Annotated in this window: 18 protein-coding genes; 9 read left to right on the top strand and 9 right to left on the bottom strand. The window is 44.2% G+C overall.

Annotated elements, in window-relative coordinates; translation table 11 throughout:
- Position 1 precedes the first annotated feature (1 nt).
- The gene (locus tag BUB28_RS06570) at positions 2–694 is read right to left on the bottom strand and encodes an iron-sulfur cluster assembly scaffold protein (RefSeq protein ID WP_009985666.1); all 693 of its coding nucleotides are present in this window, start codon (positions 692–694) and stop codon (positions 2–4) included.
- A gap of 225 nt (positions 695–919) precedes the next feature.
- On the opposite strand from BUB28_RS06570, the gene BUB28_RS06565 reads away from it, so the two are divergent.
- The gene (locus BUB28_RS06565) at positions 920–1,387 is read left to right on the top strand and encodes a C-GCAxxG-C-C family protein (RefSeq protein WP_072950010.1); all 468 of its coding nucleotides are present in this window, start codon (positions 920–922) and stop codon (positions 1,385–1,387) included.
- 418 nt (positions 1,388–1,805) lie between these two features.
- Positions 1,806–2,780, top strand: coding sequence for a GGDEF domain-containing protein (locus BUB28_RS06560; protein ID WP_207647086.1), 975 nt, complete (start codon positions 1,806–1,808; stop codon positions 2,778–2,780).
- Positions 2,781–2,821: 41 nt separating this feature from the next.
- Here the strand turns inward: BUB28_RS06560 and BUB28_RS06555 are convergent, their stop codons facing one another.
- The 4 genes from BUB28_RS06555 to BUB28_RS06540 all read right to left on the bottom strand — a co-directional run bounded on the left by BUB28_RS06555 (position 2,822) and on the right by BUB28_RS06540 (position 7,704).
- Positions 2,822–3,340, bottom strand: a complete 519-nt coding sequence (locus tag BUB28_RS06555) for a cysteine hydrolase family protein (RefSeq protein ID WP_072950007.1) — start codon at positions 3,338–3,340, stop codon at positions 2,822–2,824.
- Positions 3,341–3,476: 136 nt separating this feature from the next.
- Positions 3,477–5,945, bottom strand: a complete 2,469-nt coding sequence (locus BUB28_RS06550) for a glycoside hydrolase family 44 protein (RefSeq protein ID WP_072950005.1) — start codon at positions 5,943–5,945, stop codon at positions 3,477–3,479.
- Positions 5,946–6,022: 77 nt separating this feature from the next.
- A complete protein-coding gene (locus BUB28_RS06545) occupies positions 6,023–6,919 on the bottom strand; it encodes a helix-turn-helix domain-containing protein (protein ID WP_072950003.1) in 897 nt (298 codons plus the stop codon).
- A 113-nt stretch (positions 6,920–7,032) separates the two neighbouring features.
- Positions 7,033–7,704 (bottom strand): dockerin type I domain-containing protein, encoded by a 672-nt coding sequence (locus BUB28_RS06540; RefSeq protein WP_072950002.1) that lies wholly within the window; start codon positions 7,702–7,704, stop codon positions 7,033–7,035.
- 165 nt (positions 7,705–7,869) lie between these two features.
- Between BUB28_RS06540 and BUB28_RS06535 the strand changes: the two genes are divergently transcribed.
- Positions 7,870–8,223 (top strand): C-GCAxxG-C-C family protein, encoded by a 354-nt coding sequence (locus BUB28_RS06535; protein ID WP_072950000.1) that lies wholly within the window; start codon positions 7,870–7,872, stop codon positions 8,221–8,223.
- Positions 8,224–8,345: 122 nt separating this feature from the next.
- Positions 8,346–9,374, top strand: a complete 1,029-nt coding sequence (locus BUB28_RS06530; RefSeq protein ID WP_072949999.1) for a 3-deoxy-7-phosphoheptulonate synthase — start codon at positions 8,346–8,348, stop codon at positions 9,372–9,374.
- Positions 9,375–9,730: 356 nt separating this feature from the next.
- Here BUB28_RS06530 and BUB28_RS06525 read toward each other — a convergent pair whose 3' ends face one another.
- From BUB28_RS06525 to feoB, 3 genes are all read right to left on the bottom strand, one after another.
- Complete coding sequence (locus tag BUB28_RS06525) at positions 9,731–10,648, bottom strand: magnesium transporter CorA family protein (protein ID WP_072949997.1); 918 nt, start codon at positions 10,646–10,648, stop codon at positions 9,731–9,733.
- A gap of 185 nt (positions 10,649–10,833) precedes the next feature.
- Positions 10,834–10,971 carry a FeoB-associated Cys-rich membrane protein gene (locus BUB28_RS06520; RefSeq protein ID WP_081373416.1) on the bottom strand — a complete coding sequence of 46 codons (138 nt, stop codon included), beginning with the start codon at positions 10,969–10,971 and terminating at the stop codon, positions 10,834–10,836.
- Complete coding sequence (feoB, locus tag BUB28_RS06515; protein WP_072949995.1) at positions 10,972–13,323, bottom strand: ferrous iron transport protein B; 2,352 nt, start codon at positions 13,321–13,323, stop codon at positions 10,972–10,974.
- Between the two features lie 545 nt (positions 13,324–13,868).
- Between feoB and BUB28_RS06510 the strand changes: the two genes are divergently transcribed.
- The 5 genes from BUB28_RS06510 to BUB28_RS06490 all read left to right on the top strand — a co-directional run bounded on the left by BUB28_RS06510 (position 13,869) and on the right by BUB28_RS06490 (position 22,664).
- Positions 13,869–15,878 (top strand): metallophosphoesterase family protein, encoded by a 2,010-nt coding sequence (locus tag BUB28_RS06510; protein ID WP_072949994.1) that lies wholly within the window; start codon positions 13,869–13,871, stop codon positions 15,876–15,878.
- Between the two features lie 533 nt (positions 15,879–16,411).
- Positions 16,412–19,141 (top strand): CotH kinase family protein, encoded by a 2,730-nt coding sequence (locus BUB28_RS06505; RefSeq protein WP_072949992.1) that lies wholly within the window; start codon positions 16,412–16,414, stop codon positions 19,139–19,141.
- Positions 19,142–19,260: 119 nt separating this feature from the next.
- A complete protein-coding gene (locus BUB28_RS06500) occupies positions 19,261–19,995 on the top strand; it encodes a purine nucleoside phosphorylase YfiH/LACC1 family protein (protein WP_072949990.1) in 735 nt (244 codons plus the stop codon).
- A gap of 295 nt (positions 19,996–20,290) precedes the next feature.
- On the top strand, positions 20,291–20,851 hold the full coding sequence (locus BUB28_RS06495; protein ID WP_072949988.1) for an RNA polymerase sigma factor: 561 nt from the start codon (positions 20,291–20,293) through the stop codon (positions 20,849–20,851).
- Positions 20,838–22,664 carry a hypothetical protein gene (locus BUB28_RS06490; RefSeq protein ID WP_072949987.1) on the top strand — a complete coding sequence of 609 codons (1,827 nt, stop codon included), beginning with the start codon at positions 20,838–20,840 and terminating at the stop codon, positions 22,662–22,664. The genes BUB28_RS06495 and BUB28_RS06490 overlap by 14 nt, the downstream gene beginning before the upstream one ends.
- Before the next feature lie 101 nt (positions 22,665–22,765).
- On the opposite strand, the gene BUB28_RS17365 is transcribed toward BUB28_RS06490, so the two are convergent.
- Positions 22,766–23,325 (bottom strand): dockerin type I domain-containing protein (locus BUB28_RS17365; RefSeq protein WP_242939952.1); only part of this gene is annotated, 560 nt, incomplete at its 5' end.

The raw sequence follows: 23,325 nt of genomic DNA, 5'->3' as shown, positions 1-23,325 counted from the left end.
CTTAGTCTTTTCTTGGATCAACGATCTTAACTGCGTCAGCAACTCTGCCGTACTGGCCCTGAGCCTTTTCAAATGCAGTGTTTGCGTCATCGCCTGCCTTGATAAAGTCCATCATCTTACCAAAGTTGATAAACTTATAGCCGATGATCTCGTCGTCCTCATTAAGAGCAAGACCTGTAATATATCCGTCTGTGAGTTCGAGGTAACGTGGTCCCTTCTTGAGAGTACCGTATGTAGTACCGATCTGTGAACGGAGTCCCTTACCGAGGTCCTCAAGACCTGCACCGATAACGAGACCGCCCTCAGAGAATGCAGACTGTGAACGTCCGTAAACGATCTGGAGGAAGAGCTCTCTCATAGCTGTGTTTATAGCATCACAAACAAGGTCTGTGTTAAGAGCTTCAAGAATTGTTCTGCCCGGGAGGATCTCAGCAGCCATAGCAGCGGAGTGAGTCATACCTGAGCATCCGATAGTCTCAACGAGAGCTTCCTGGATAACACCTTCCTTAACGTTAAGTGTGAGCTTGCAGGTACCCTGCTGAGGTGCACACCAGCCAATACCGTGTGTAAATCCGGAAATATCCTTTATCTCCTTAGCCTTTACCCATTTTGCTTCCTCAGGTATCGGAGCTGCGCCGTGAGCAACGCCCTGTGCGATCGGGCACATTGTTTCAACTTCGTGCGAATAAATCATTATAAATACTCCTTTCGGTTTTTAGACAGCCGAATAAACTGCCCTTGCATACAGTAAATATTATACTACATTTCAGTAGGTTAATCAAGAAAAAAGCTCAAAAATAAAATCCTTCATCGTTAGCATATTCTAACATTTTATTTGTTTTTTTGCTCTCCTGCCCTTGTTTTTGTACAAAAAAAGCTATATAATAATCTCAATGAATACTATTTAGGAGCTGTTTTTATGAAATACGATCACGCAGAAAAAGCCTGTCAGCTTTTTGCAGGAGGGCTTAACTGTGCTCAGTCAGTACTTGCGGCTTTCAACGATGTAACAGGTCTTGACAATGAACTTGCCGTAAAGCTTTCCTCCTCATTCGGCGGAGGAATGGGACGTATGCGGGAGGTATGCGGCACCTGCTCCGCTATGTTTATGATAGCCGGCATATTATACGGTCCCGGCGAAAGCTTCTCACATGAGGATAAATCCGAGCATTACAAGAGAATACAGCTTCTCGCCTCTCAGTTCAAGGAAGCACATGAAACTATAATTTGCCGCGAACTGCTGAAGGGCTTGAATGTAACAAGCACTCCAGAACCCGAAAAGCGCACGGAAGAATATTACAAGGTCCGCCCATGTGTTAAATTCGTTCGCACCGCTGCCGAGATACTGGATAAATATTTATCTGAAAATCCACCTGCAATTGGCTGAAATTCGGAAAAATAACATTTTATGCATATAGTCAGAAATTGCTGCGCTACGTCATTTTTTACATAAATTGCGCTTTCGTGCTCAAAAGTTTTTACTCTTCCCCTATCCACCATATAAAGCCGAAAAAACATCAGTGTTTATTATTTTTTCCTGTACAGGCTATTTTTTACAATTTATTTATTGAAATTTGTATTGCTTTGGTGTATACTATTGTATAATAGATTTTTTATGAGTAAATTTAAATGAGAAAAAACTCACCCGAAGGGAAGTGACACTGTTTATGACCTTCCGAAAAAGTTCGGAAATCCTGCGTGAGTTTGTAGAAGATCATCAGCATTTTTTTGACAAAACACATGAAAAGGCGATATATGTAATAGGACTTTGCGGCTGCCTTTTCGCACACATTTCCTACTTGATCATGTTTTATATGCTGAACGTAAAGGAAATGGTGTATTTTAACATAGGAAGCATTGCTTTTTACGTAACGACACTTATCTTAGTACCGATCCTGAAAAGTGAAAAAAGTATGTTGGTGTACCTCTCCGATCTCGAGATCATAGCTCATGCGGTTTATGCCACGTATCTTCTCGGCTGGAAGCCCGATTTCGGAATGTTCCTGCTGCTGATAATCCCTGCAACCTTCCTTACTCAAGGCAAACGCTTTTATATACCTTTCATAGTAACTTTCATATCAATGGGTATGTACATATACCTGAAAATCACCGTGACCGAAGAAACTGTTTTAAAATACCCTCTTGAAGATGAAGGAATCCTCAGAGCCATGCATTTGACCAACGTTTTCATCGGCGCATTCGTTATGGTATTCGCATCTGCAAGCTATATGCTTCAGCACGAATATATGGAGTTCAAGCTGGTCAGCCAGCGTGAGACATTCAAGAACCTCGCTTCAATAGATCCTCTTACACAGCTTTACAACCGCCGTGCCATGAACGAGAATATAAGAACTATCCGCAGAGAATGTCCCACAACTACTACAAGCTATGTTATCGGCATCGGAGATATCGATAATTTCAAGAAGATAAACGATACCTACGGACATGATATCGGCGATAAGGTACTTGTCTATGTAGCAAATCTCTTTATAAGCCTTATCCCAAAGGGAGGCTATGCTGCCCGCTGGGGCGGTGAGGAGTTCCTCTTTGTTATCCCCGAAGCCACTATCAAAGACGGTGTTGACTTCACGGAAAAGATACACAAGTCTCTGAGAGCGCATATTTTCGAGATAGAGGACTGCGAATTCGGTGTTACCATGACATTTGGCGTAAATACGGGAATACAGACCGACAAGATCGACAGCGTTATCACTAAAGCCGACAAGCGCCTTTACAAAGGCAAAAACAACGGTAAGAACCACACGGAATTTACAGACTGAATATAAAAACGGAAGGCTATTGCCTTCCGTTTTTTGTTTTATTATATGTATTTTACTCCAAGAGATCTCAGCTTTTCCCTCATTTTCTTCTGCTTTGCATCAGGGAAACGACAGCCTGTGCTCTTTTCGATTATGCTTACTGTAAGTCCTGCTTTGACTGCGCCCTTTGCCGTAGCCCCTACACAGCCGCACTCATCAAGTCCGCACAGCACAACCTCAGAATAGCCCTGTGCCTTCATATGCTCTTTGAATTTTGAAGCTGTAAAGGTATCAGGGAGATTTTTCTCGAAATACAGGTCAGAGACCTTATCCATGCCCTTATAAAGCTCCGCACCCTCAGTTCCCTTTATGGAGAAACCGATGAACCACTTGTTTGTGATGATATTCGGGAACATCTGCGCGATATATATAACATCGTCGCCGTTTGCATGAAATTCATTGATGCTCCTGTTTACCTCTGCTGTTAGCTTTTCCGTGTCGTAGCTGAATTTCTTCATTCTCTTGTCCCAGAGATAGTCATTCTGCATATCAATTACGATAAGCGCTTTTTTGCCTGCCATTTTCATGCCCTCTTTTCCGCATTTTGGTTAAATGTATTATATCACACACAACAGACAATGTCAAGGAATTCATACAGATAATGCAAAAGGACTCCTTACGGAGTCCTTTTAAATGAGAGGTATTAAAATAAGGATATCACTTTTCGGGAAGTGAAGGAATAAGCTTGAGCAGGTATTTCTGAATTGAAACTGCGTCATTTGTAGTTACGCCGTCACCTGTGTTGTATACGTCAGCATTCTTTGAGCCCTTTTCTGTGATATGAGTCTTGTCTGCACCAGTAAGACCATATTTGTTAGGATTTGCAAGGCTCTGCATGATGAGTACAGCGTCTGAAAGGTCTACCTCACCGTCGCAGTTAGCATCGCCGTACTTAACGTCAGCAGGTGTACTTGATGTGGTTACTGTTGTTGAAGCAACAGTTGAAGTTGTAGTTTCAGCAGAAGTTGTTGTAGTTTTTGATGTAGTTGTTACAGCAGTAGTTGTGGTTGTTGTAGTATCAGGCTTTACTGTTGGTGTTTCGCCCTGTGCATACTCATATACTACCTGCACGCTCTTGTAATCGACTGCAATAACATCTTCTACGGAAGCCTCGCCCTTTTCGGAAGCGTCCCACCACTTCTGAAGCTCTATCTTGCCGTCAGCAACTGTAGCTTTAAGCTCCTCAACTACCTTGTCAGCACCCTCGCCTGTTTCCTTGTTGAGTATGCCGTCAAACTTGACTGTAGCTGTAGAATTGCCCAGATTGAGGCTGTAGCTCTTGTATGTCCAGAAGTTCTCGCCTGCGTCCGAAACAGCATTGATACATACTGCACAGCCTGCTGTTCCCCAGCCCGAGCCTGCACTTGAAGTAACATTGCCGTTTATGATTATCTTTGAAAGGTGCTTAGCGTCCTCAATAGGAACTACAACGAAGCCCTTGTCGTTTGTCATTGACTTGATATCTGTGTATTCCTTTGTAACTGTCTCTGTCTTGGTCTCAGCATAGGTCTTGAGTCCGTCAAAAGCGTCAGCCTTGTCGGAAACTACTACCATAGCAGCAGAGAAAGCAGGAAGCTCTACATTTACCTTGTTATCCTTTACGTCCTTAACTACGTCGATAAGCTTTATCTGCTCGTCATCGCCGTAAATAGCGTATACGGCTGCTGATTTGTACTTGTTATCTGTGTTTTTGAGGTCGATAACTGCATTCTCAGCTTCCTTCAGGTCCTTGTTTGTGACCATTACAGTCACCTTTGAGTCGTCCTTTGCATTTACAGCCGCATAGGTGCTTGACTTTGAAACATCCTCTGTCTTTGCAGGGATAAGTGTATCACCGAAGCAGCCGCCCTTGCCGTCATAGTTGGTGTAAAGGTTGATACCTGCAACGATGAAAGGATCGCCGCCCCAGAGTGAAGCGAAATAAACGCCCTGATCCGCATAGCAGCCAAGTGCCTCGACCTGTGCGATAGTACCCGAAGCATCATTTCCACCGCCGAAGTTGTACTCTGAGATACCAAGCTTAGTGCCCGGATAGTACTTGTCGATAGAAGCCTGTATCGTAGGAAGTATCGGAACATTCTCCATGCACCACTGACCTATCCAGCTGTTCTCCTTAAAGCCTTTTTCATAAAGAGTACGTACAGACTGGAGTCTGTCCTCGATGCCTTTTCTTGCAGACTCTGAGTAGTAGTGTACGTCGAGTACATCAAGAAGTCTTGTACCTGCTTCATCAGAAGCCTTTTTCATCTGGTCAAGGTAGCAGTCAAGATACCAGTGATAGTTATTTGCAGCCTTTACCTCTTCCCACTCTGTATGCTCATCATCGTCATCGAGATGGTCGAAAGCTGTATAGCCGTAGAGAGCAGGTCCGAACACCTCTGCGTCGGGATCCAGCTTCTTTACGTTCTTAGCCATTTCTATGGACTTTTCACCAAGCTCCTTGATAGTTACAGGCTCGGGGTGCATTCTGCTGTGGGTATCGTTCCAAAGAACAGGCTCATTATCAAGGCTGTAGCCCTGTATACCTGTCTCAGACTTTGAATTTCCAAGCTTCTTGATGATGTAGTTTACGTACTCGTCCATGTAGACTACGCCGTCTGTAAGGTCGGGAGTATCGGCAAAATCCGAGCCTTTTGTGAGAACCACCTTGTTCCAGCGCTTTGAAGGAGCCTTCTCCTCCTCTGTTACTGTGCCGTCCTTATCTGCCGAAACATAGCCTGCAAGCTGTAATGTTGTAAGCTTGTAGCCTACATTGTTCTTTGCTGCGTCCTTTGAGAGTACCTGAACGCAGTCGGCAGGATCATTTGATTCCGAGAGATTTGTGTCCGAGCTGTGCTTCCAGTCGCTGCCTGCATTGGAAGCGTTTGTCTCCCAGTTGTAAGCTGTCATACGGTTGCCGCCCTGACGGACTGCATTTGTTTTCACGTCCTTGAGATTAGTGGTATACTGGTTCACGCCATAGATAAGGGGAGATATCTCTTTTCTTTCCCCCTTGAGATCGACTGTGATATTCATATCATAGCCGCCTGCTGCATTTGCGGTATTAGCAGGGATATCGCTCATTGGTGCAGTTACTGCGCAGCCTGTCATAACAACGGCTGCAAGAAACGCTGCTTTCTTTTTCATGTTTTTTCCTCCTGTTTTTCCGCTGCCGTAATGCCGTCGGAGCGGATAATTTTATTAACAGCTCACGCTGTTATCGTCTACAGCTCGCCTTCCTTCCACCACGGCACCTGCGGTACTATCTCGTCCTGTTCACCGTTCTCACGCCTGAAAGCTCCACGCTCCCATTCCTCCACGTTGGGATCCATGTACTTCAGATAGTTGGTAATGGTCTTTGCAAGGACCAGTATCAGCGTAAGACAGGTGTGATGAGTATAGCCGTAGAGTATGACAGGCTTGTCGTCAAGGTCGGCAGAAACGCGCCATACAAGCCCGAAACGGTCGAGCCTGTCGATGATATGCTGGACTTTTTCAGACGGGATATCCAGCTTTTCGGATATCATTGCCACCGAGAACATCTTGTTCCTTACGCTTGCTCCGAGATAGCTTATTATACTTATAGCATCATCGTCTGCAAGTGTATTGAACAGCCTTACCATATTTGTTGTGTCGCCGAAGTAGGAATTAACGCCCTTTTCGGGAACTTCAAGAAAACAGAAATACCTCAGGTCGGTATTGAGCCGTGAAAGTGCCAGTTCGCGGTCTGTTTTCAGTCCTGCAAAGGTCTCGTGCTCAAAGCTGCTGCGCAGCCTGCCCACTGTATCTATATTTGGGTTGCAGGCGCAGAGCGCAGTATACATCATTTTCATAAAAAGCTCCGAACGCTTTTCCTTGTGAGCAGAGCGCATCTCATCATCTATGAGCTGTTCGATATCGCGCTCGCTGTCCATGACCTTTACTCCGAAAAGAGAATCCAGTGAAATGTTCAGTTCCTTTGCAAGCCGCGGAAGTAGCTCGCCGTCGGGATAACTGGAATTCTCCCATTTTGATACCGCCTGCGGAGAAACATTGAGCCGTGCCGCAAGCTGTTCCTGAGTAAGCCCCAGTGCTTTTCTGCGTTTTACAAGGTTAATACGGAAAGTGCTGTTTTTGTCCATCTTACATCTCACCTTTTCGTTTCTATAATCATTCTACCACAACCTCGGGTAGAGTTCAAGCGAATAAAAATAGATTAAACTCAACTAACAGTTGATATTTGCTGCCGACTATACTATTTTGCAGTATCCAGAAGCAGCTTCCTGAGCTTTACCATATCAAAGATATCTGTATTGCCGCTGAGATCAAGGTCTGACAGAGGCTGATCCTCATCACTTATAGTCTCTTTTCCCAGAAGGTACCTGCTCATCTTCACAAGGTCGGATACTCCCACCTCGCCGTCTGTATTGAGATCTCCGCAGCTGTATCTGCATTCGGGCATAACATCGCTCTGAAAGCTGTGAAGCGGCATAAGCTTATATATTTTCCATTTTCCGTGAGCACCGCCTGCTTCTTTCAGCTCTGCGTCCGACTTCATAAACCAGTCATACGATATTTTTTCACTGTCCATATCGTCCCATGTAGCGTCAATGTGGAAATAGTGACCGCCAAGCTTTACGATATTCCATGCGATATCACAGTCCTTCACTCTGAATCCGTCAACATATTCCGGTATCACAACATTTTCCTTATTGCCTTTATATCCGCGCAAAACAACTTCATCGCCGTAATATCCCGACACAGAACCTTTCCATTCATCTGTATCAATCTTTTTCTTGCCGCCATAGGTCTCAATTTGATCTGTATCTGCCGCATATCCTGATATACTGCCGCTAAAGGCGACAGCAGGTGCAAATGTAAGTGTCAGTATTCCCGCAATGATCGCTGAGTGCTTTGTTTTATACATTACCTAACCTCTTTCTGTGTTAAAATATATCACTGATTTAATAATATCACAAACCCCCATAAATTTCATCATTTTTTTATGAATCGCCTTTTTTCTGACAAGCTTTCTTTACTTTTGCTGTTTTTTCTGCTATGATATTAATATCAACCATAAGGAGTGTTAAAAATGGCAGAAAAAACCGAAAAGGCAGTAAAATACCACAAGAGCTTCTACAGCTGTTCTGCATCTGTACTCTGCGCCTTTGCAGATGAAGCAGGCATTGACGAGAAACAGGCAAAAGCCGCTGCTGCTCCCTTTGCAGGCGGAAGAATGGGCAAATGCGGCGCAGTTCTCGCGGCTGAATATGTACTTGCACAAAAATACGGCAAGGACTCCGATAAAATATCAGAATTTGAAGCCGAGTTCACCTCACGCAACAGATCCGTTATGTGCAGCGAGCTCCGCGGCGGTCTCCGCTCATGCAGGGGCTGTGTGACCGATGCTGCCGAGATACTGGAAAAAATGCTGGATAACCAGTGACATTAATATAAAAATATCAATATAAATACGCTGTTCTTTTTATTAATTGCGCTGCTATTGATTTATTTCCCGTAAAGTGTTATAATTCTCTTGTCATAAATCATCAGAGAGGAAGAAAATATATGAATATGAACTTCAAATGCAAGCTTCCTATCCCTGCCGAGGTAAAAGCACAGTACCCCGTTTCGGAGGAGCTTGAAAAGGTTATAGAAGCAAGAAACAAGGAGATAGCCGATGTTATCGGAGGAAAGTCCGACAAGCTGCTCCTTATCATAGGTCCATGCTCCGCAGATATCGAGGAAAGCGTACTCGATTATATCTGCCGCCTGAGAAAGGTACAGGACAAGGTAGCGGACAAGATACTGATAGTTCCCCGTATCTACACCAACAAGCCAAGAACTACAGGCAAGGGCTACAAGGGTATGCTCCACCAGCCAGACCCAAGCAAAGAGCCTGATATGTACAAGGGCATAGTTGCTATACGTGAAATGCACCTCCGCGCGATACAGGAAACAGGCTTTACCTGCGCAGACGAGATGCTCTACCCCGAGAACCACCGTTACCTCAACGACCTCCTCGGATATGTTGCTGTGGGAGCACGTTCTGTTGAAAACCAGCAGCACCGTCTTACCGCAAGCGGTCTCAATATCCCTGTAGGTATGAAAAATCCTGTAAGCGGAAGTATCCCTGTGCTGATGAACTCTATCGAGGCTGCACAGTCGGGACACACCTTCCTCTACCGCGGCTGGGAGGTAAGTACAAAGGGCAATCCCCTTGCACATTCCATACTCAGAGGCTTCGAGAACAATCACGGTCAGCATATGCCTAATTACCACTATGAAGATCTCCAGCTCCTCTTTGATATGTACCAGCAGAAGGGCTTTGAAAATCCTGCTGTTATCGTTGATACCAACCACTGCAACTCAGGCAAGCAGCCGCTTGAACAGCCAAGAATAGTCAAGGAAGTAATAAGCAGCTGCCGCTATAATAACGATATCAAGAAGCTTGTCAAGGGCTTTATGATAGAGAGCTACATCGAGGACGGCTCACAGAAAATAGACGAGCATATCTACGGAAAATCTATCACAGACCCATGCCTCGGCTGGGAAAAGACAGAAAAAATGATATACGACATCGCAGACAGACTGTAAAAAGCTGCCGTTGACGGAGTACTTACATAAAAATACATATGTAATTATCGGGGAAAACCTTTCTGAAGAAAGGTTCTTCCCCGAACCCCTTTCCAAAGACTTTTAGCTGATTTTTTCACAGATAGGGCACACCTAACATAAAAAACCCCGCAAGTAATGCAGGGTGTGCCCTATCTGTGAAAAAATAAAACCAGAAGTTTTAGGGAGGGAGTTTGAGGGTGACTCCCCACAGTGTGGGGAGATGTCACGCAGTGACAGAGGGGACCGCCTCTGTCAGAGGAACCCTTTTTCAAAAGGGTCTCCCTCAATAGTTTACATATACATTCTATGTAAGTACTTCAGCAAACGGCAGCTTTTTACAGCCACTTTTTCTTGCGGAAAAAGATAAGGCTTACAATAACTATTATAACGCTTATCAGTATAACGATAGGATAAGACGCTTTGAACTCGAGTTCGGGCATATACTTGAAGTTCATGCCGTACCAGCCTGCAATAAGGGTAAGGGGCATAAAGATAGTCGTAACTATGGTAAGGATAGTCATTATACGGTTCTGCTTGATATCGAGCTGTGACTGATAAAGCTCGCGTATCTGCGCAGTATAGTCTCTGAGTGCGGCTGTAGTATCGTGCAGACGGGCTATGCGCTGAGTAAAGAGGTGAAAATATCTGAGATTTTCATGAGCGAAGAAATTATTCTCGTTTTCCTCAAGTTCCTGTCCGAGGTCCTCAAGCTGCTCATAATGTATCCTCATATCGCGGAGATCGCTTCTTATCTCGCTAAGGCGCTTAGGGTAATTCTCCTCCTCGCCTGCAAGTATCTTGTCCTCCATTTCGTCAAGCTCCGCATCATACCTTGCAAGAATACTCTGATCTATGTAGATGATCTGTTCAAGAAAATCATATATAAATCTTTCCAGCGAGGGATTTGTCCAACGCTTGCTTTTTACCACTTCTTTGATTATCTCCTCGACAGTACCGCTGTCATCAATGAAAACAACGCCCTTTTCGTCCAGAGCAAAGGCAAAATTGTTCTTTTTTTCCGCAATATTATATCTGTCGGGGATAGAAAAGGTTCCCGTAAGAGAGTCGTAATTCACTTCCGCTTTGGTGCTGTGTATCTCAGATGTGCTGACTTCAAGGTCGATGCCCATATCGAACTTTGAACTGTTGCTGAGCCATTCCTCGGTAGAAAGCACAGCAACGTACTTTGCCTTCGAGTCCTTTGGTCTGAGGTTCTTGCATTTTTCAAGAGTATCCTTTATAAGATAAAACATAGTATTCACCCTTTATATCATGTATCAGTATTTTGCGTATTTTATCAAGTAAATGTTCATTACACGGACATTATAACATAAAATTCCGAAAAGAGCAACAAATAGCGGCAAATTATTTGCATATTCTCTTATATCAGGCGCAAAAAGAATACCTGTAAAGCCTATCTCAGCTTTACAGGTATTTTTCATTTCTTCATACAGCCGCCGCATTTGTTGCAGTCACCGCAGCAGCCGCCGCTTTTCGCACTTTTCACAGTGTATCTTACTGCCATGACAAGAGCCGCAGCAATAAGAATTATAAGTATAATATCAGCAATATTCATTCAGTTCACTCCTATCGCTATAAGTACCGCACGTATGATAAGCGTCATTACCCATGCAACTCCGCACTGCCATACCACTTCAGCCAAAGCGTATTTTTTGCCGAGCTCACGCTTAACAGCTGCAATCGCCGCAACACACGGTGTATAAAGCAGAGAAAATACCAGCAGGCAGCCTGCCGAAAGAGAAGTCATGGCAGTCTCTACACTGCCCGAATATAGTATCTCAAGCGTGGATACTACGCTTTCCTTAGCCATAAAGCCGCTTATAAGCGCAACAAGTATGCGCCAGTCGCCAAGTCCCACAGGTTTCATTACGGGAGCAAACATACCTGCAATCCCCGCAAGTATGCTGTCGCCTGCATCACTGACCATATTCAGATGAGTGTCAAAGCTTTGCAGGAACCATACAACGACAGTAGCTATAAGTATTACCGAGAAAGCCCTCTGCAAGAAGTCCTTAGCCTTTTCCCAAAGTAGCTGTGCCACATTCTTTGCGGCAGGAAGGCGGTAATTCGGCAGTTCCATAACGAAAGGAACAGCCTCGCCGCGGAACAGCGTTCCCTTGAAAAGGTACGCCGCAAGTATACCCGTAACTATTCCCAGCAAATAAAGTCCAACCATTATAAATCCGCCGCGTTTCGGGAAAAAGGCATTAACGAAGAATGCATATATAGGCAGCTTGGCAGTACAGCTCATAAACGGGGTAAGGAGTATAGTCATTTTTCTGTCTCGTTCGCTGGGCAGAGTCCTTGTTGACATTACAGCAGGAACCGAACAGCCGAAGCCTATGAGCAGCGGTACTATACTTCGTCCCGAAAGACCTACCTTGCGCAGGAGCTTGTCCATAAAAAAGGCAACTCTCGCTATATAGCCGCTGTCCTCAAGCATAGAAAGGAAGAAGAACAGGGTTACTATTACAGGCAGGAAGCTCAGGACACTTCCCACGCCTGCAAATATTCCGTCTATAACAAGGTCGTGTATGACCGAATTTACGTGCGCATGAGTAAGAGCCTTGTCCGTAAGCTCTGTAAGCTTATCCACGCCCATTTCAAAGAGACCCTGCAAAAATGCTCCGATAACATTGAAGGTAAGGAAGAAAACCATTCCCATAATAAGGATAAAAGCAGGTATCGCGGTATATTTTCCCGTCAGTATCCTGTCTATCCTGCGGCTGCGGATATGCTCCTTGCTTTCGGCAGGCTTCTTAACGGTATCATCGCATAGTCTGTGGATAAATCTGAACCTCATATCAGCTATGGCAGAGCTTCTGTCCAGACCGCGCTCCTTTTCCATCTGCGTAACGATATGCTCCATAGTCTCTATCTCATTCTGATCCAGATCCAGCTTTTCTATTACAAGGGGATCGTCCTCGATGACCTTGCTCGTTACGAAACGAAGGGGCATTCCGATGTTTTCCACATGATCCTCGATAAGATGCGATATACCGTGGAGACAGCGGTGTACCGCACCGCCGTTTTCGGTCTTGTCGCAGAAATCGTATCTAAGAGGTCTTTCCTGATAGTATGCAACGTGTATAGCGTGCTCCACAAGCTCCTCGATGCCCTTGTTTTTAGCTGCGGAAATTGGTACAACAGGAACTCCAAGACGCTTTTCCATCTGGTTTATGTCGATACTTCCGCCGTTTGAGGTAAGCTCGTCCATCATATTCAGTGCAACTACCATAGGTATATTCATTTCAAGCAGCTGCATGGTAAGGTAGAGATTTCGCTCTATATTGGTAACATCAACGATATTTATAATAGCGTGGGGCTTTTCATTGAGTACGAAATTACGTGAAACTATCTCCTCGCTGCTGTATGGCGACATGGAATAAATGCCGGGAAGATCAGTGATAAGGGTATCATCGTGACCTATGATAGAACCGTCCTTGCGGTCAACGGTAACTCCCGGGAAATTTCCGACGTGCTGCTTTGAGCCCGTAAGTCTGTTGAAAAGCGTGGTCTTGCCGCAGTTCTGATTGCCAACAAGAGCAAAACGTATGACAGTACCCTTTTCCAGCGGAACACCATCGCCCTTTGCATGGAAGCGTCCGCCCTCACCAAGTCCCGGATGATCGGTCTTGTGGTGATGCTTCTTCTTTTCCTTTACTTCCTCTTTTTTCCCGATGACAGGACAGACCTCGATCTGATCCGCGTCCGCAAGACGCAGAGTGAGCTCGTATCCGTGAAGCCTGAGCTCCATAGGATCTCCCATAGGTGCGTATTTTACGAGAGTGACCTCTGCACCGGGGATAAGCCCCATATCAAGAAAATGCTGCCTGAGCGCACCTGCACCGCCAACCTTTTCAACTCTGACGGTCTCACCTATTTTTATACCTTTAAGCGTTTCCATAGTTTGCTCCTAAAACATAGAATATCATAGTTCCCCCTGATACAATAGTTAAAATAAAAAAATATATTTATTTTTGTCTGTTTTGTCTACGCCCATACGATTTGTATTTATGTAAGCGCAATAAATACTGCGCATATAAAAGCAAGCCTCGGAAACCATTCCGCAGATCACTCCCCCCATCACTGCGGAAATTGTTTCTTTTATTTGATCATATCCTCGGAAAACAGGCACAGGTTTCTGTGCCTGTTTTGCTTTTTATACGCCTATAACTGATGAAAGATATTTTTTATGTTAGTGGTATAAAACCTATATTCAAACAAAAGGTTAGACTGCTCTAACCAATACTATAATAGCACTTACGGCTTCATTTGTCAATATTCTATCTCACCTATAAGCTCCGATTTGTAAGCATCAACAATAAAATTAGTTTTCGCTAACCTATTTTAGCAATTATTTGCAGGTTTTCAAACATTGCTTTATTCAAAGAGACATGATATAATATGTATTGATACTAATTATCCTCAGAAAATCGGAGGTTTTCAGATATGAAGCTTTTTAGGAAAGCCGCAGCTTTTTTTGCTGCCGCTGTTTTTTTCACGATACTGATACCGTTTCAGACGCAGACTGCAAAAGCCGATCATTATATCGCTTCTGCGCCATACAGTCTTGAAAAAGGCGTGCTGACCCTTGAGAACGGCGAAAAATGGTACAAGGTAAACGAATTTGAAAACGGAAATGATTACATTATAACGGTAAAAGGCTCTGATGACAGCGAGGTGATGCTCACCGCTGCCAACGACAGCATCAGTGAATATATCTGGCATTATTACAGGTCTACCATGGTAACAAGCATCGCTCCCGAGTACACTACCCTTTCATCTCGTTCCTTCTACCTTATAAGCCACGAAAATCAGCTGTATGCCGTGTCAAACTGGTGGACGGACGGCGACAGCTTCTGGGAATACAGGGACGGAAGTCTCCGCTATAACGGCAACGGCATTACTTCTTATCTTAAATACGATGAGAACGGCGATGTACCTTTTTCATGTACAAATGATCTTTCGGAAGCTGCGGAGGTCAGCCTGTATTCTAATGGCGAATATCTCAGCAGAGCTATTGCGGTGCAGCCCTCTGCGGAGTCGTATGTTATCGAGGGCAGCGGCTATGCTGCACCGACATTCTCAGTAAAGCTGCACTCTGACGATATAACCGTCGATAGTATAAAATGGTTCACAGACGGCAAGGTGCAAAGCTGCGCTCAGCTTTCATTCACTGCCGACTCCTTAAAAAATATGAAAGCAGGAGTTCACCGCGTAAACTGCATAATAGAAGGTCACGACGGTCAGAACGTGCATTACCGTGAAAGATCGGCAGATGCAGCCTTTATTATCGCAAAGGGCGTTATGCCCGATTCCTTTATGACCTTCTCGGACGTACATGAGCAGTACTTCTTTATTACCGAAGCCATTGAAAAAATAATGAATCATACCAACGGCTATGTTCCTGCACTTGTAATATGCACTGGCGACCTTGTAAATGGTCCGACTGCAAGCAAGGATATCATGCTTGACCGCTATTATCCTCAGATAGTCTCTTATCTCGGAGGACTCGATGCAGTATTTGTCTCGGGAAATCACGATTCGGGAGAGGCTGCTTCCATAATGTCGGATAATGCAGGACTCGGAGCCGAAAACCAGCGCTCGCCCTACGGCGGACAGATCTACAAGGGTACTTCCGCGGCTGCGGCTCTCAATGGCAAAAGCAGTCATTTTGCAAAAGGGCTGACGGTATACGGGCTGAATTTTGAGGCTTCACTTGACAAAATCAACGGTGCGTTCTATTATTCCTACGACAGAACTATCGAAAAGCTTGACAGCTTTCTGAAAAAGACTGCCGAGGATTATCACGGCGAGCTTGTAGTAATATCGGCTCATTCGGGACTTCATGTGCTCGGTGTACAGCCTGAGTCCGTATCTCCCTACGGCAGACAGATAAGCAAATGGATAGGCGAAAATCAGTACAATGTGGATCACTCCTACGAGCTTGCGAAGCTTATAAACAGCTACGCCGAAAAATACAATATGGATATCGTCTATCTCTTCGGTCACGACCATTCAAGGCAGGAAAGCGAGCTTTTGATGACCGAGGGCGACACTCTGATAAGCACTATTGATTATAACAACAGAACCTATGATTCCCAGCCGCTGAAGTTCACTTATGCTCATTCGGGCTACCTTTCAACTACTATAGGCTGTGCAAATGCACATTTCAGTTTCATATACCGCAACGGTGACAGTTACAGCTTCGACCTTATGAGCACCTATGATGATACGCTGAGACACACCGATATAAAGGCTAAAAACACCTTCAAGGAGCCTGTTGTAACTACAGTTTCCTCTGCGCCGACAACTGTAGCCACAAAAACTACAGTCGCAGGCACTTCCGCGAAAAAAGCATCGGATAGTCCTGCTACAGGCGACAGCTTTAGTATTACAGGTATAGCAATTCCTGCTGTGATACTTATGATACTAAGCAGAAAGCGTAAAAAAATATAAATCAAAACTAACTACACTAAAGGCGGATTTTTTTATCTGCCTTTTTATTTTTTGTGATATTAATTGCTCCTTTCATAAGGGGGCTGAAAAACGGTGAAAATCAATGGAAAACCATTGATTATTGAAAAAATAAATTTTCGTTTCTCTGTTTTGCATAAATCACGGTGCTTGTTTTTGTGTATTATTAAGATTTGCGTTTGTTTTTTGGAATTGCGGGCGGATAATATCCGCCCCTACAGAATTCTACTTTCTACTCACTTATCGGCGGGCGCACACTGTGCGCCCCTACAGGCTAAGGGCTAAAGGCTAAAGCCTAACGGCTAATGACTGACACAGGCTTTCCTTCAATAATTATCTTCATAAGGTCAATTAAATAACAAATCGTCATAAACTATTGAATATTATGCAAAAAAGTGATATAATGTGTTTAGTAAATGAGGACGTAAACAAATGACAGGGAATCTATAAGACAGAAAATGTTCCGGTAATATCGGATCAATGAGGATGATTAATCTAAATTATCGGAGGAGAACATGAAAAAAAGATCAAATAAAAGAACTGCTGCGGGAGTTCTTTGTCTTGGTATGCTGCTACAGTCAGCAGCATATCTCCCTGCAAAAGCAGACAGCAATGGTACAGTTACCATCAACGAGGTCTGCACAAAAAATTCCACCTACCAGTCGGGTGACGGAAAGTATTATGACTGGATAGAGCTTTACAACAGCGGAAAGTCAGAAGCTGATATCTCTGGATGGGGACTTTCCGACAAGGAGCAGGAGCCTTACAGGTATACCTTCCCAAGCGGAACTCATATACCTGCAAACGGCAGACTCGTGGTATTCTGCGACGCCGATGCCGCTGTAAATGACAGCAAGGCTGCTCCTTTCGGCTTGTCAGCTTCGGGCGAGACCCTTGTACTTACCGACTCACAGGGCAAAACCGCTCAGACTCTTGATGTAGGCGCACTTGCTTCGGATACCTCCTACGGACAGTATCCCGACGGAAGCGGTGAGTTCTACACACTGAAGTGTACACCCGACCAGTCAAATGCTGCCCCAGAAGGCAGTGCGGCTGTTCGTCAGCCTGTGTTCTCACAGGAAAGCGGATTTTACGATAACAGCTTCTCCCTGTCCCTTACCGCAGAGGAAGGCTGTACTATCTATTACACCACCGACGGCAGCGACCCAACAACTGAGTCGGAAAAGTACACAGGACCTATCACTGTTGAGGATATGTCGGATACTCAGAACCGCCTCAGCGCACGTACCGATATCACGCCAAACAAGGCTTCGGCTCCCCGCGAGACCGTTGACAAGGCTGCACTTATACGCGCTGTTTCCGTTGACAGTGAGGGACGCATAAGCGAACCCGTTACAAAGACCTATTTCATAGGCAAAACAAATTCGGGATACTACAAGAATATGAAGGTGGTATCACTGGTAACAGACCCCGATAACCTTTTCGATTACGAAAAAGGTATCTACTGCCTCGGAAAAGTATTCTATGGCGACAAAAATCCCGATGAGCACAAAGAAGAAGAAAAACCCGACGATCACAAGGAGCCCGAGGGCGGCAGACCCGAGGATAACAGACCACAAGAGCATACAGGTCCCGATGGCGGCAGACGCGAACCGCAGAGAGCTCCGAATAATATGAATATCTGGGAAATGGAAGCCAACTACACTCAGAGAGGAAAAGAATGGGAGCGTCCTGCTAACTTCACTCTGTTTGACGGCGGCGAAATGGTGCTCCAGCAGAATGTGGGCATACGCATAAAGGGCAACTATTCAAGATGCCTTGCGCAGAAGAGCTTCAATATCTACACACGCCAGGATTACGGTACTCCTGAGTTTGAGTACGATTTCTTCTCGGGTAAGGCTACTAAGGCTAAAAATGGCAAGGCTATCAAGAAGTATGACGGTCTTGTGCTCCGCAACGGCGGCAACGATAACGGCGCAGCCTTCTTCCGCGACAGCATCAACCAGAGCCTTATCACCGACAGAGCTTTCGCTTATCAGGCTACCTCTGAATGTATCGTGTTCATCGACGGCGAATTCTGGGGCATATACCAGATGATGGAGAAAATAAGCGACAGCTACCTCAGTGACCACTATGGCATCAAAAAAAGCAATATCGCTATGATAAAAAACGGCGAGCTTGAAGAAGGCAGCGAAAGCGACCTCAGCGACTGGGAGTCCCTTTGCAGCGGCGTTGCAAACGGCAGCATATCTTATGAGGAATTCTGCAAAAAAGTCGATATACAAGGCTTTATGGACTATTTTGCAGCTCAGATATACTGGGCTAATGCAGACTGGCCAAAGAGAAACTACACCGCATGGCGTTCTGACGCTATCGACGAGACCAATCCTTATGCTGACGGCAAGTGGAGAATGGTGCTCTTTGATACTGAGTCGGGTCAGGGACTTTACGGCTCTTACGACAAGTCCTTCTCGGCTGACTGCTACAGCCGCTTAAAACAGGACGGCAGCCAGCTTGCAAAGATGTTCACAAAACTCAGCAGCAATGAGACATTCAGACTTGAATTCTCAAGAACTCTTATGGATATGGCTAATTATAACTTCGTTCCTGAAAAGGTAAACGAGGTAATAAGCTACTACAAGAATAATTTCAAGGAACAGGTAGCCGATACTTATTCACGTTTCAGCTCAGGCAGCTCGGGTAAATTCGAGAGCGAGCTGTCAACAGTCTCAAACTTCTATGCTCAGCGTTTTTCATACGCAGAACGTACTACAAGGTCTGCAATGAAGCTTAGCTCCGAGCCCCATAAGCTCACTGTACTTAATACAGCCGATAAGGGCACGATCGACCTTAATACGCTCAAACTCGGAAGCATAGACCAATGGAGCGGCAAGTACCACTCGGATTACGACATCACTATTTCCGCAGCCGCAAGCGGTGAAGAACAGTTCACACGCTGGAATATCAAGGGTGCGGAGATAACAAGCGGAGATAAGAACTCCCCTACTATCACAGTAAGACTCAGCTCAGATGCAACAATAGAAGCAGTTTACGGAGACTCGGAGGGTACTATTACCGACGAGCCCGATGAAGAATATATCTTAGGAGACCTTAACAGCGACGGAGTTGTGGATATCTACGACCTCAGCCGCATGAGAAAGGCTGTCGTTTCAGGCAGCTCAGACAACCTTAAAGCAGCCGATATCAACGGCGACAAGGCTGTAAACGTTGATGACCTCGCTCTTCTCAAAAAGTTTATTTCGGGCGAGATAAAGTCATTCTGATAATTCCAAAAACCGTCTGTCAATCCCGACAGGCGGTTTTTTATGTCTGGAAAAGCATTTACATTCCCTTGCTGAGATGTTATAATATAATCATTCAACTGACTATGAGGTAATGATATATGAAAAGCATAACTGTTATAAACGATGAACTCTGCTTCGGCGGCTTTACTTCGGGCTTGAACGGTATTTGGACAAGAAATGCTCCGTCCGATCCGCCAACAAGTGACTATTCTTCTCTCGGTGATACTCTCGGAGTGCCCTTATCCCGTATAATACGTCCATATCAGGCAAGCGGCTGCAAGGTAGGAGCTGTTGGCATTGAGCACGGCGGCACGGGCGTTATAAAGGATAATATCTTAAAAAAGGTGGACGGCATAGTAACTGACGAAAAAGGCATAGTCCTCAGCGTCCTCGCAGCAGACTGTGTCCCCATATACCTGATAGATAAAAAAGCAGAAGTAATAGGACTTCTCCACTGCGGCTGGCGTTCGGCGGCAGGTGAACTGATACATAACGCAATTGAGCGCATGAAGGAGCTTGGAGCTTCTGCTGCGGAAATACAGGTCATTATCGGTCCTCATATTTGTGCGGAGTGCTATGAAGTGGGAGAAGATGTACGCAATGAATACCATGACGCCTTCACTGCCTGTGAGCTTGAAAAAATATTCTCTGTCAGGGATAATAAGCTGTTCCTTGACCTTGCGGAGGCTGTAAAAGTTAAGGCTGAAACAGAAGGCATAAACACCGAAAGCATTTTTGTCATTGGCGGCTGCACCTGCTGCGACAAGTCTTTCTACTCATACAGGCGCGGCGACAGAGATAAACAGAACGCTGCTTTCATTATTATGAAATAATTCTCAATAATAAAGCTCGCAGAGGTTATGCTCTGTGAACTCTTTGTATTCCTCATACGCTGTTGAAATTTGCATACAGGTTTAACAGTTGAAATTAATATCGTATTATGGTAGAATATATAAAAGTTCTTTATCCATGTCTGCAATGTCAAAACTTACAAAAATCCGCACCAAATTGCAGCACATAATACAAATCAAAAAGTCTAAAAAATTTTCAGAAAAAAGCGCGTAGTTTTTTCTTCTGATATCGTCTAATAAATGAAAGCCCGTAAAAGCTTTCGGAAGGGAGTCGCCTATGGATAACGGTGCAAGTAGCTACCGCCGTTTTCTTGACAATGGTGATGTACACGAATTAGATAATATAATAATAGAATACAGCGACGGTCTGATACTCTACCTGACAAGCATAGTGGACAATGTCCATACCGCAGAAGAGCTTACAGAGGACACTTTTGTACTTCTGGGTACAAAAAAGCCAAAGTTTAAGGGAAAAAGCTCCTTCAAGACATGGCTTTATGCCATAGGCAGAAATATCGCAATAGATCATCTTCGCAAGTATTCCCGAAAAGCTTGTGTTTCTATTGATGATATACCTGAAATGACTGATGATGAGGCTTATATCGAAGAAGCTTACATCAAAAAAGAGCAGCAGATAACTATTCATAAGGCAATGCGAAAGCTCCCGCAAAAATATCAGCAGGTATTATGGCTTATATATTTTGAGGGGTTCAGCAACAAGGAAGCTGCAAAGATCATGAAAAAGAGTCTCCGCAGCCTTGAATCCATTTTATATCGTGCTCGTAAATCACTCAGATCACAGCTTGAAACGGAGGGGTTTGAATATGTTGAAACATGAAGAGATGATCGAGAATGTACACCGCCGCATAGCTCAATATGAGGAGGAGAAGAAAATGAAAAACTCTAAGTTAAAAAAGCTTTTTTCTGCAAATAATAATAAAACAGAAGCCCCAAAAACAAATGAAGATGAATACACCGAGGTAGTAAGCGGAACTGAAAATATAAGCTCCTCAAGCAATACAATGAGAATAGTAAGCTCATTGGCTGCCGCTGCCGTACTGGTAACAGGCATAGGTGCAACAGGTTTCCTGCTACACAAGAACAAGGCTAATAAATCTGCTTTGCCCGAGGAAGAGGTTATTTACACGGAATCGACAGAGTCTGATAATATCGTTGATTCAGGTGCAGTTTCACCGTTTGTTGATTTCAGGCAGGAATACTTCAACTTATGGCTTCTCACTGAGACTGAATATTCAGATGATTATTCAGATGAAACATATGATAAGCTTGCTGTATTTCTGAATAATTTTAACTGGGGCGAAGGAACTGATATCGAAGAAAAGGATATCCCTGATTTCCATAATTTTGAAGGCAATGATAACGCAAGGACTTATGGGATCAGCTGGCAAAAGGGTGATATATGGTATTATGTCTATGTTACAGAATACGGAAAAGCATATTATACAGCCGAAAAATGTCAGCCCGACGGAAACAACTATTATTATCCTATCATAGAAAGCTCGGTATATGATATTGATTATGAAGCCTTTGATAAGGGCGTACAGGATATCTGGAACAGTAATATCCCCGATACAAGCCAATACCTCTCCAAAAGAGAGCAAAAATATCTCACTAAGGGCGAATTCCAGAATGGTATGGTTGAACGTTGTAAGGAATACAATTCCGATGAGGTCATTTCCGAAGGCGGCAAGTCATTCAAGGCACTTCAGGGCTTCCTCAGAGATGATTTCGTTGGTATGCTGCAACACCCTGTTAATGATATCAGTTATGACGGCAATGATAAGCTTTATAACGTTGCCTGCTACTATAAGACAAGCGACACAACTACTCGCAGATTGACCTACTATATCGGCAGCAATGGTTCTGTAAGCCTCTGTGAATATGAGCTGACAGAAAGCAATAATATCCCTACAGGATATACAAACTACTATATCGACATAAATGAGTTTGAGACTGTTCTCAATGACATTGCAAGCGGTAAGTACGATGATAAATATTCCTTCGAGGAAAAAACAACTACAACAACTGTAACTACATCTGCAACTACAACTGTAACTACTACAGTTACCACAACCGAACAGGCTCCGCCTCCTGAGGAAACAGATGAACCGGCACCTGAAAAGACTGAGGAGGAAAAAGAAAAAGAACTGCTTGACACTGCTTATAAGTCCATAATTGGTAATTACTTATACTACAACACCATGAATAATGATGGCTTTGAACACATGACTGATGAAGGCAGAATCGATTTCAAAAACGTAATAAACTATATGGTTTATGAAGCTGAACATCTTTCTGTAGAAAGAGAACTCGGTGAAATTATTGATGAACAGGACGCTATAGAAAAAGCAAGAAATGTGCTCCTGAACGAAAAAGGTCAGGAGTATATGGATTGGCTTGAAAAAGAGCCACATCATGATCCCGAAGTTGAATATTACAGAGAAAGACCAGCTATCATAGCTGATTATTATGATGAATTCGATATATGGGTTGTACGCCCAACCGCTCCAAGCTGGAAACGTACAGACGGTCAGGGACCATATATCGTTGCATTGAGTGAAGGAGCATCAACAAAATTATTCATTCGCGGTCATGACGGAAAGATATTAGGCTGCCTTTTACATTATTGATCAAATTAAAGCTCCGCAAATCGCGGAGCTTTTTCATGCCATAAAAAGAGTCCCCGTATATCACGGGGACTCTCTTTGTTTTGTTTCAGTCGCTGTAAGACTTACTTGGTTGTTGTCTGTGGAACAGCGAGTGTTGTGGTTGTCTTAGGTAAAGCAGTTGTGGTAGTTGTTGCAGCCTTAGTAGTTGTTGTAGTTGTTTCAGGCGCAGCTGCTTCCTTGTCTGCTTCAAGCTCTAAAGACTCGATAACGTTGTTTTCAATGAATTTCTCAAGTGATACAGGCTCAGTAATTGTTGAGAAGTAAGCGTAGTATCTGAGAATTATTGAAGCGTCAACTGCATCTACATTACCGTCCTTATTTACATCAGCAGCAGCTATCTGCTCTTCTGTAAATATGCTGTCCTGATGTGTAGCGATGAGTGCATACTGGCGGAGAACATTTGAAGCATCAACTGCGTCGATGTTTCCGTCGTTGTTTACGTCACCGTACTTAACTGTAACAACAGGAAGTGTTGTTGTAGGAGCAGATGTTGTTGTTGAAGATGTTGTTGTAGATGTTGTAGTTGCCTTTGATGTTGTTGTAGTTGATGTTGTAGATGTTGTGGTTGGCTTTGATGTTGTTGTAGTTGATGTTGTAGTAGATGTTGTGGTTGGCTTTGATG

It is taken from the genome of Ruminococcus flavefaciens (genome assembly GCF_900143025.1).
Taxonomy (GTDB): domain Bacteria; phylum Bacillota; class Clostridia; order Oscillospirales; family Ruminococcaceae; genus Ruminococcus; species Ruminococcus flavefaciens_I.
The sequence above is the reverse complement of the archived record's forward strand: the minus strand, read 5'-3'. Positions and strand labels throughout refer to the sequence as shown.

What these genes read in the sequence shown, in the direction of transcription:
- BUB28_RS06570 (WP_009985666.1), bottom strand. Translation starts at nt 694, where the DNA reads ATGATTTATTCGCACGAAGTTGAAACAATGTGCCCGATCGCACAGGGC.
- BUB28_RS06565 (WP_072950010.1), top strand. Translation starts at nt 920, where the DNA reads ATGAAATACGATCACGCAGAAAAAGCCTGTCAGCTTTTTGCAGGAGGG.
- BUB28_RS06560 (WP_207647086.1), top strand. Translation starts at nt 1,806, where the DNA reads ATGTTTTATATGCTGAACGTAAAGGAAATGGTGTATTTTAACATAGGA.
- BUB28_RS06555 (WP_072950007.1), bottom strand. Translation starts at nt 3,340, where the DNA reads ATGGCAGGCAAAAAAGCGCTTATCGTAATTGATATGCAGAATGACTAT.
- BUB28_RS06550 (WP_072950005.1), bottom strand. Translation starts at nt 5,945, where the DNA reads ATGAAAAAGAAAGCAGCGTTTCTTGCAGCCGTTGTTATGACAGGCTGC.
- BUB28_RS06545 (WP_072950003.1), bottom strand. Translation starts at nt 6,919, where the DNA reads ATGGACAAAAACAGCACTTTCCGTATTAACCTTGTAAAACGCAGAAAA.
- BUB28_RS06540 (WP_072950002.1), bottom strand. Translation starts at nt 7,704, where the DNA reads ATGTATAAAACAAAGCACTCAGCGATCATTGCGGGAATACTGACACTT.
- BUB28_RS06535 (WP_072950000.1), top strand. Translation starts at nt 7,870, where the DNA reads ATGGCAGAAAAAACCGAAAAGGCAGTAAAATACCACAAGAGCTTCTAC.
- BUB28_RS06530 (WP_072949999.1), top strand. Translation starts at nt 8,346, where the DNA reads ATGAATATGAACTTCAAATGCAAGCTTCCTATCCCTGCCGAGGTAAAA.
- BUB28_RS06525 (WP_072949997.1), bottom strand. Translation starts at nt 10,648, where the DNA reads ATGTTTTATCTTATAAAGGATACTCTTGAAAAATGCAAGAACCTCAGA.
- BUB28_RS06520 (WP_081373416.1), bottom strand. Translation starts at nt 10,971, where the DNA reads ATGAATATTGCTGATATTATACTTATAATTCTTATTGCTGCGGCTCTT.
- feoB (WP_072949995.1), bottom strand. Translation starts at nt 13,323, where the DNA reads ATGGAAACGCTTAAAGGTATAAAAATAGGTGAGACCGTCAGAGTTGAA.
- BUB28_RS06510 (WP_072949994.1), top strand. Translation starts at nt 13,869, where the DNA reads ATGAAGCTTTTTAGGAAAGCCGCAGCTTTTTTTGCTGCCGCTGTTTTT.
- BUB28_RS06505 (WP_072949992.1), top strand. Translation starts at nt 16,412, where the DNA reads ATGAAAAAAAGATCAAATAAAAGAACTGCTGCGGGAGTTCTTTGTCTT.
- BUB28_RS06500 (WP_072949990.1), top strand. Translation starts at nt 19,261, where the DNA reads ATGAAAAGCATAACTGTTATAAACGATGAACTCTGCTTCGGCGGCTTT.
- BUB28_RS06495 (WP_072949988.1), top strand. Translation starts at nt 20,291, where the DNA reads ATGGATAACGGTGCAAGTAGCTACCGCCGTTTTCTTGACAATGGTGAT.
- BUB28_RS06490 (WP_072949987.1), top strand. Translation starts at nt 20,838, where the DNA reads ATGTTGAAACATGAAGAGATGATCGAGAATGTACACCGCCGCATAGCT.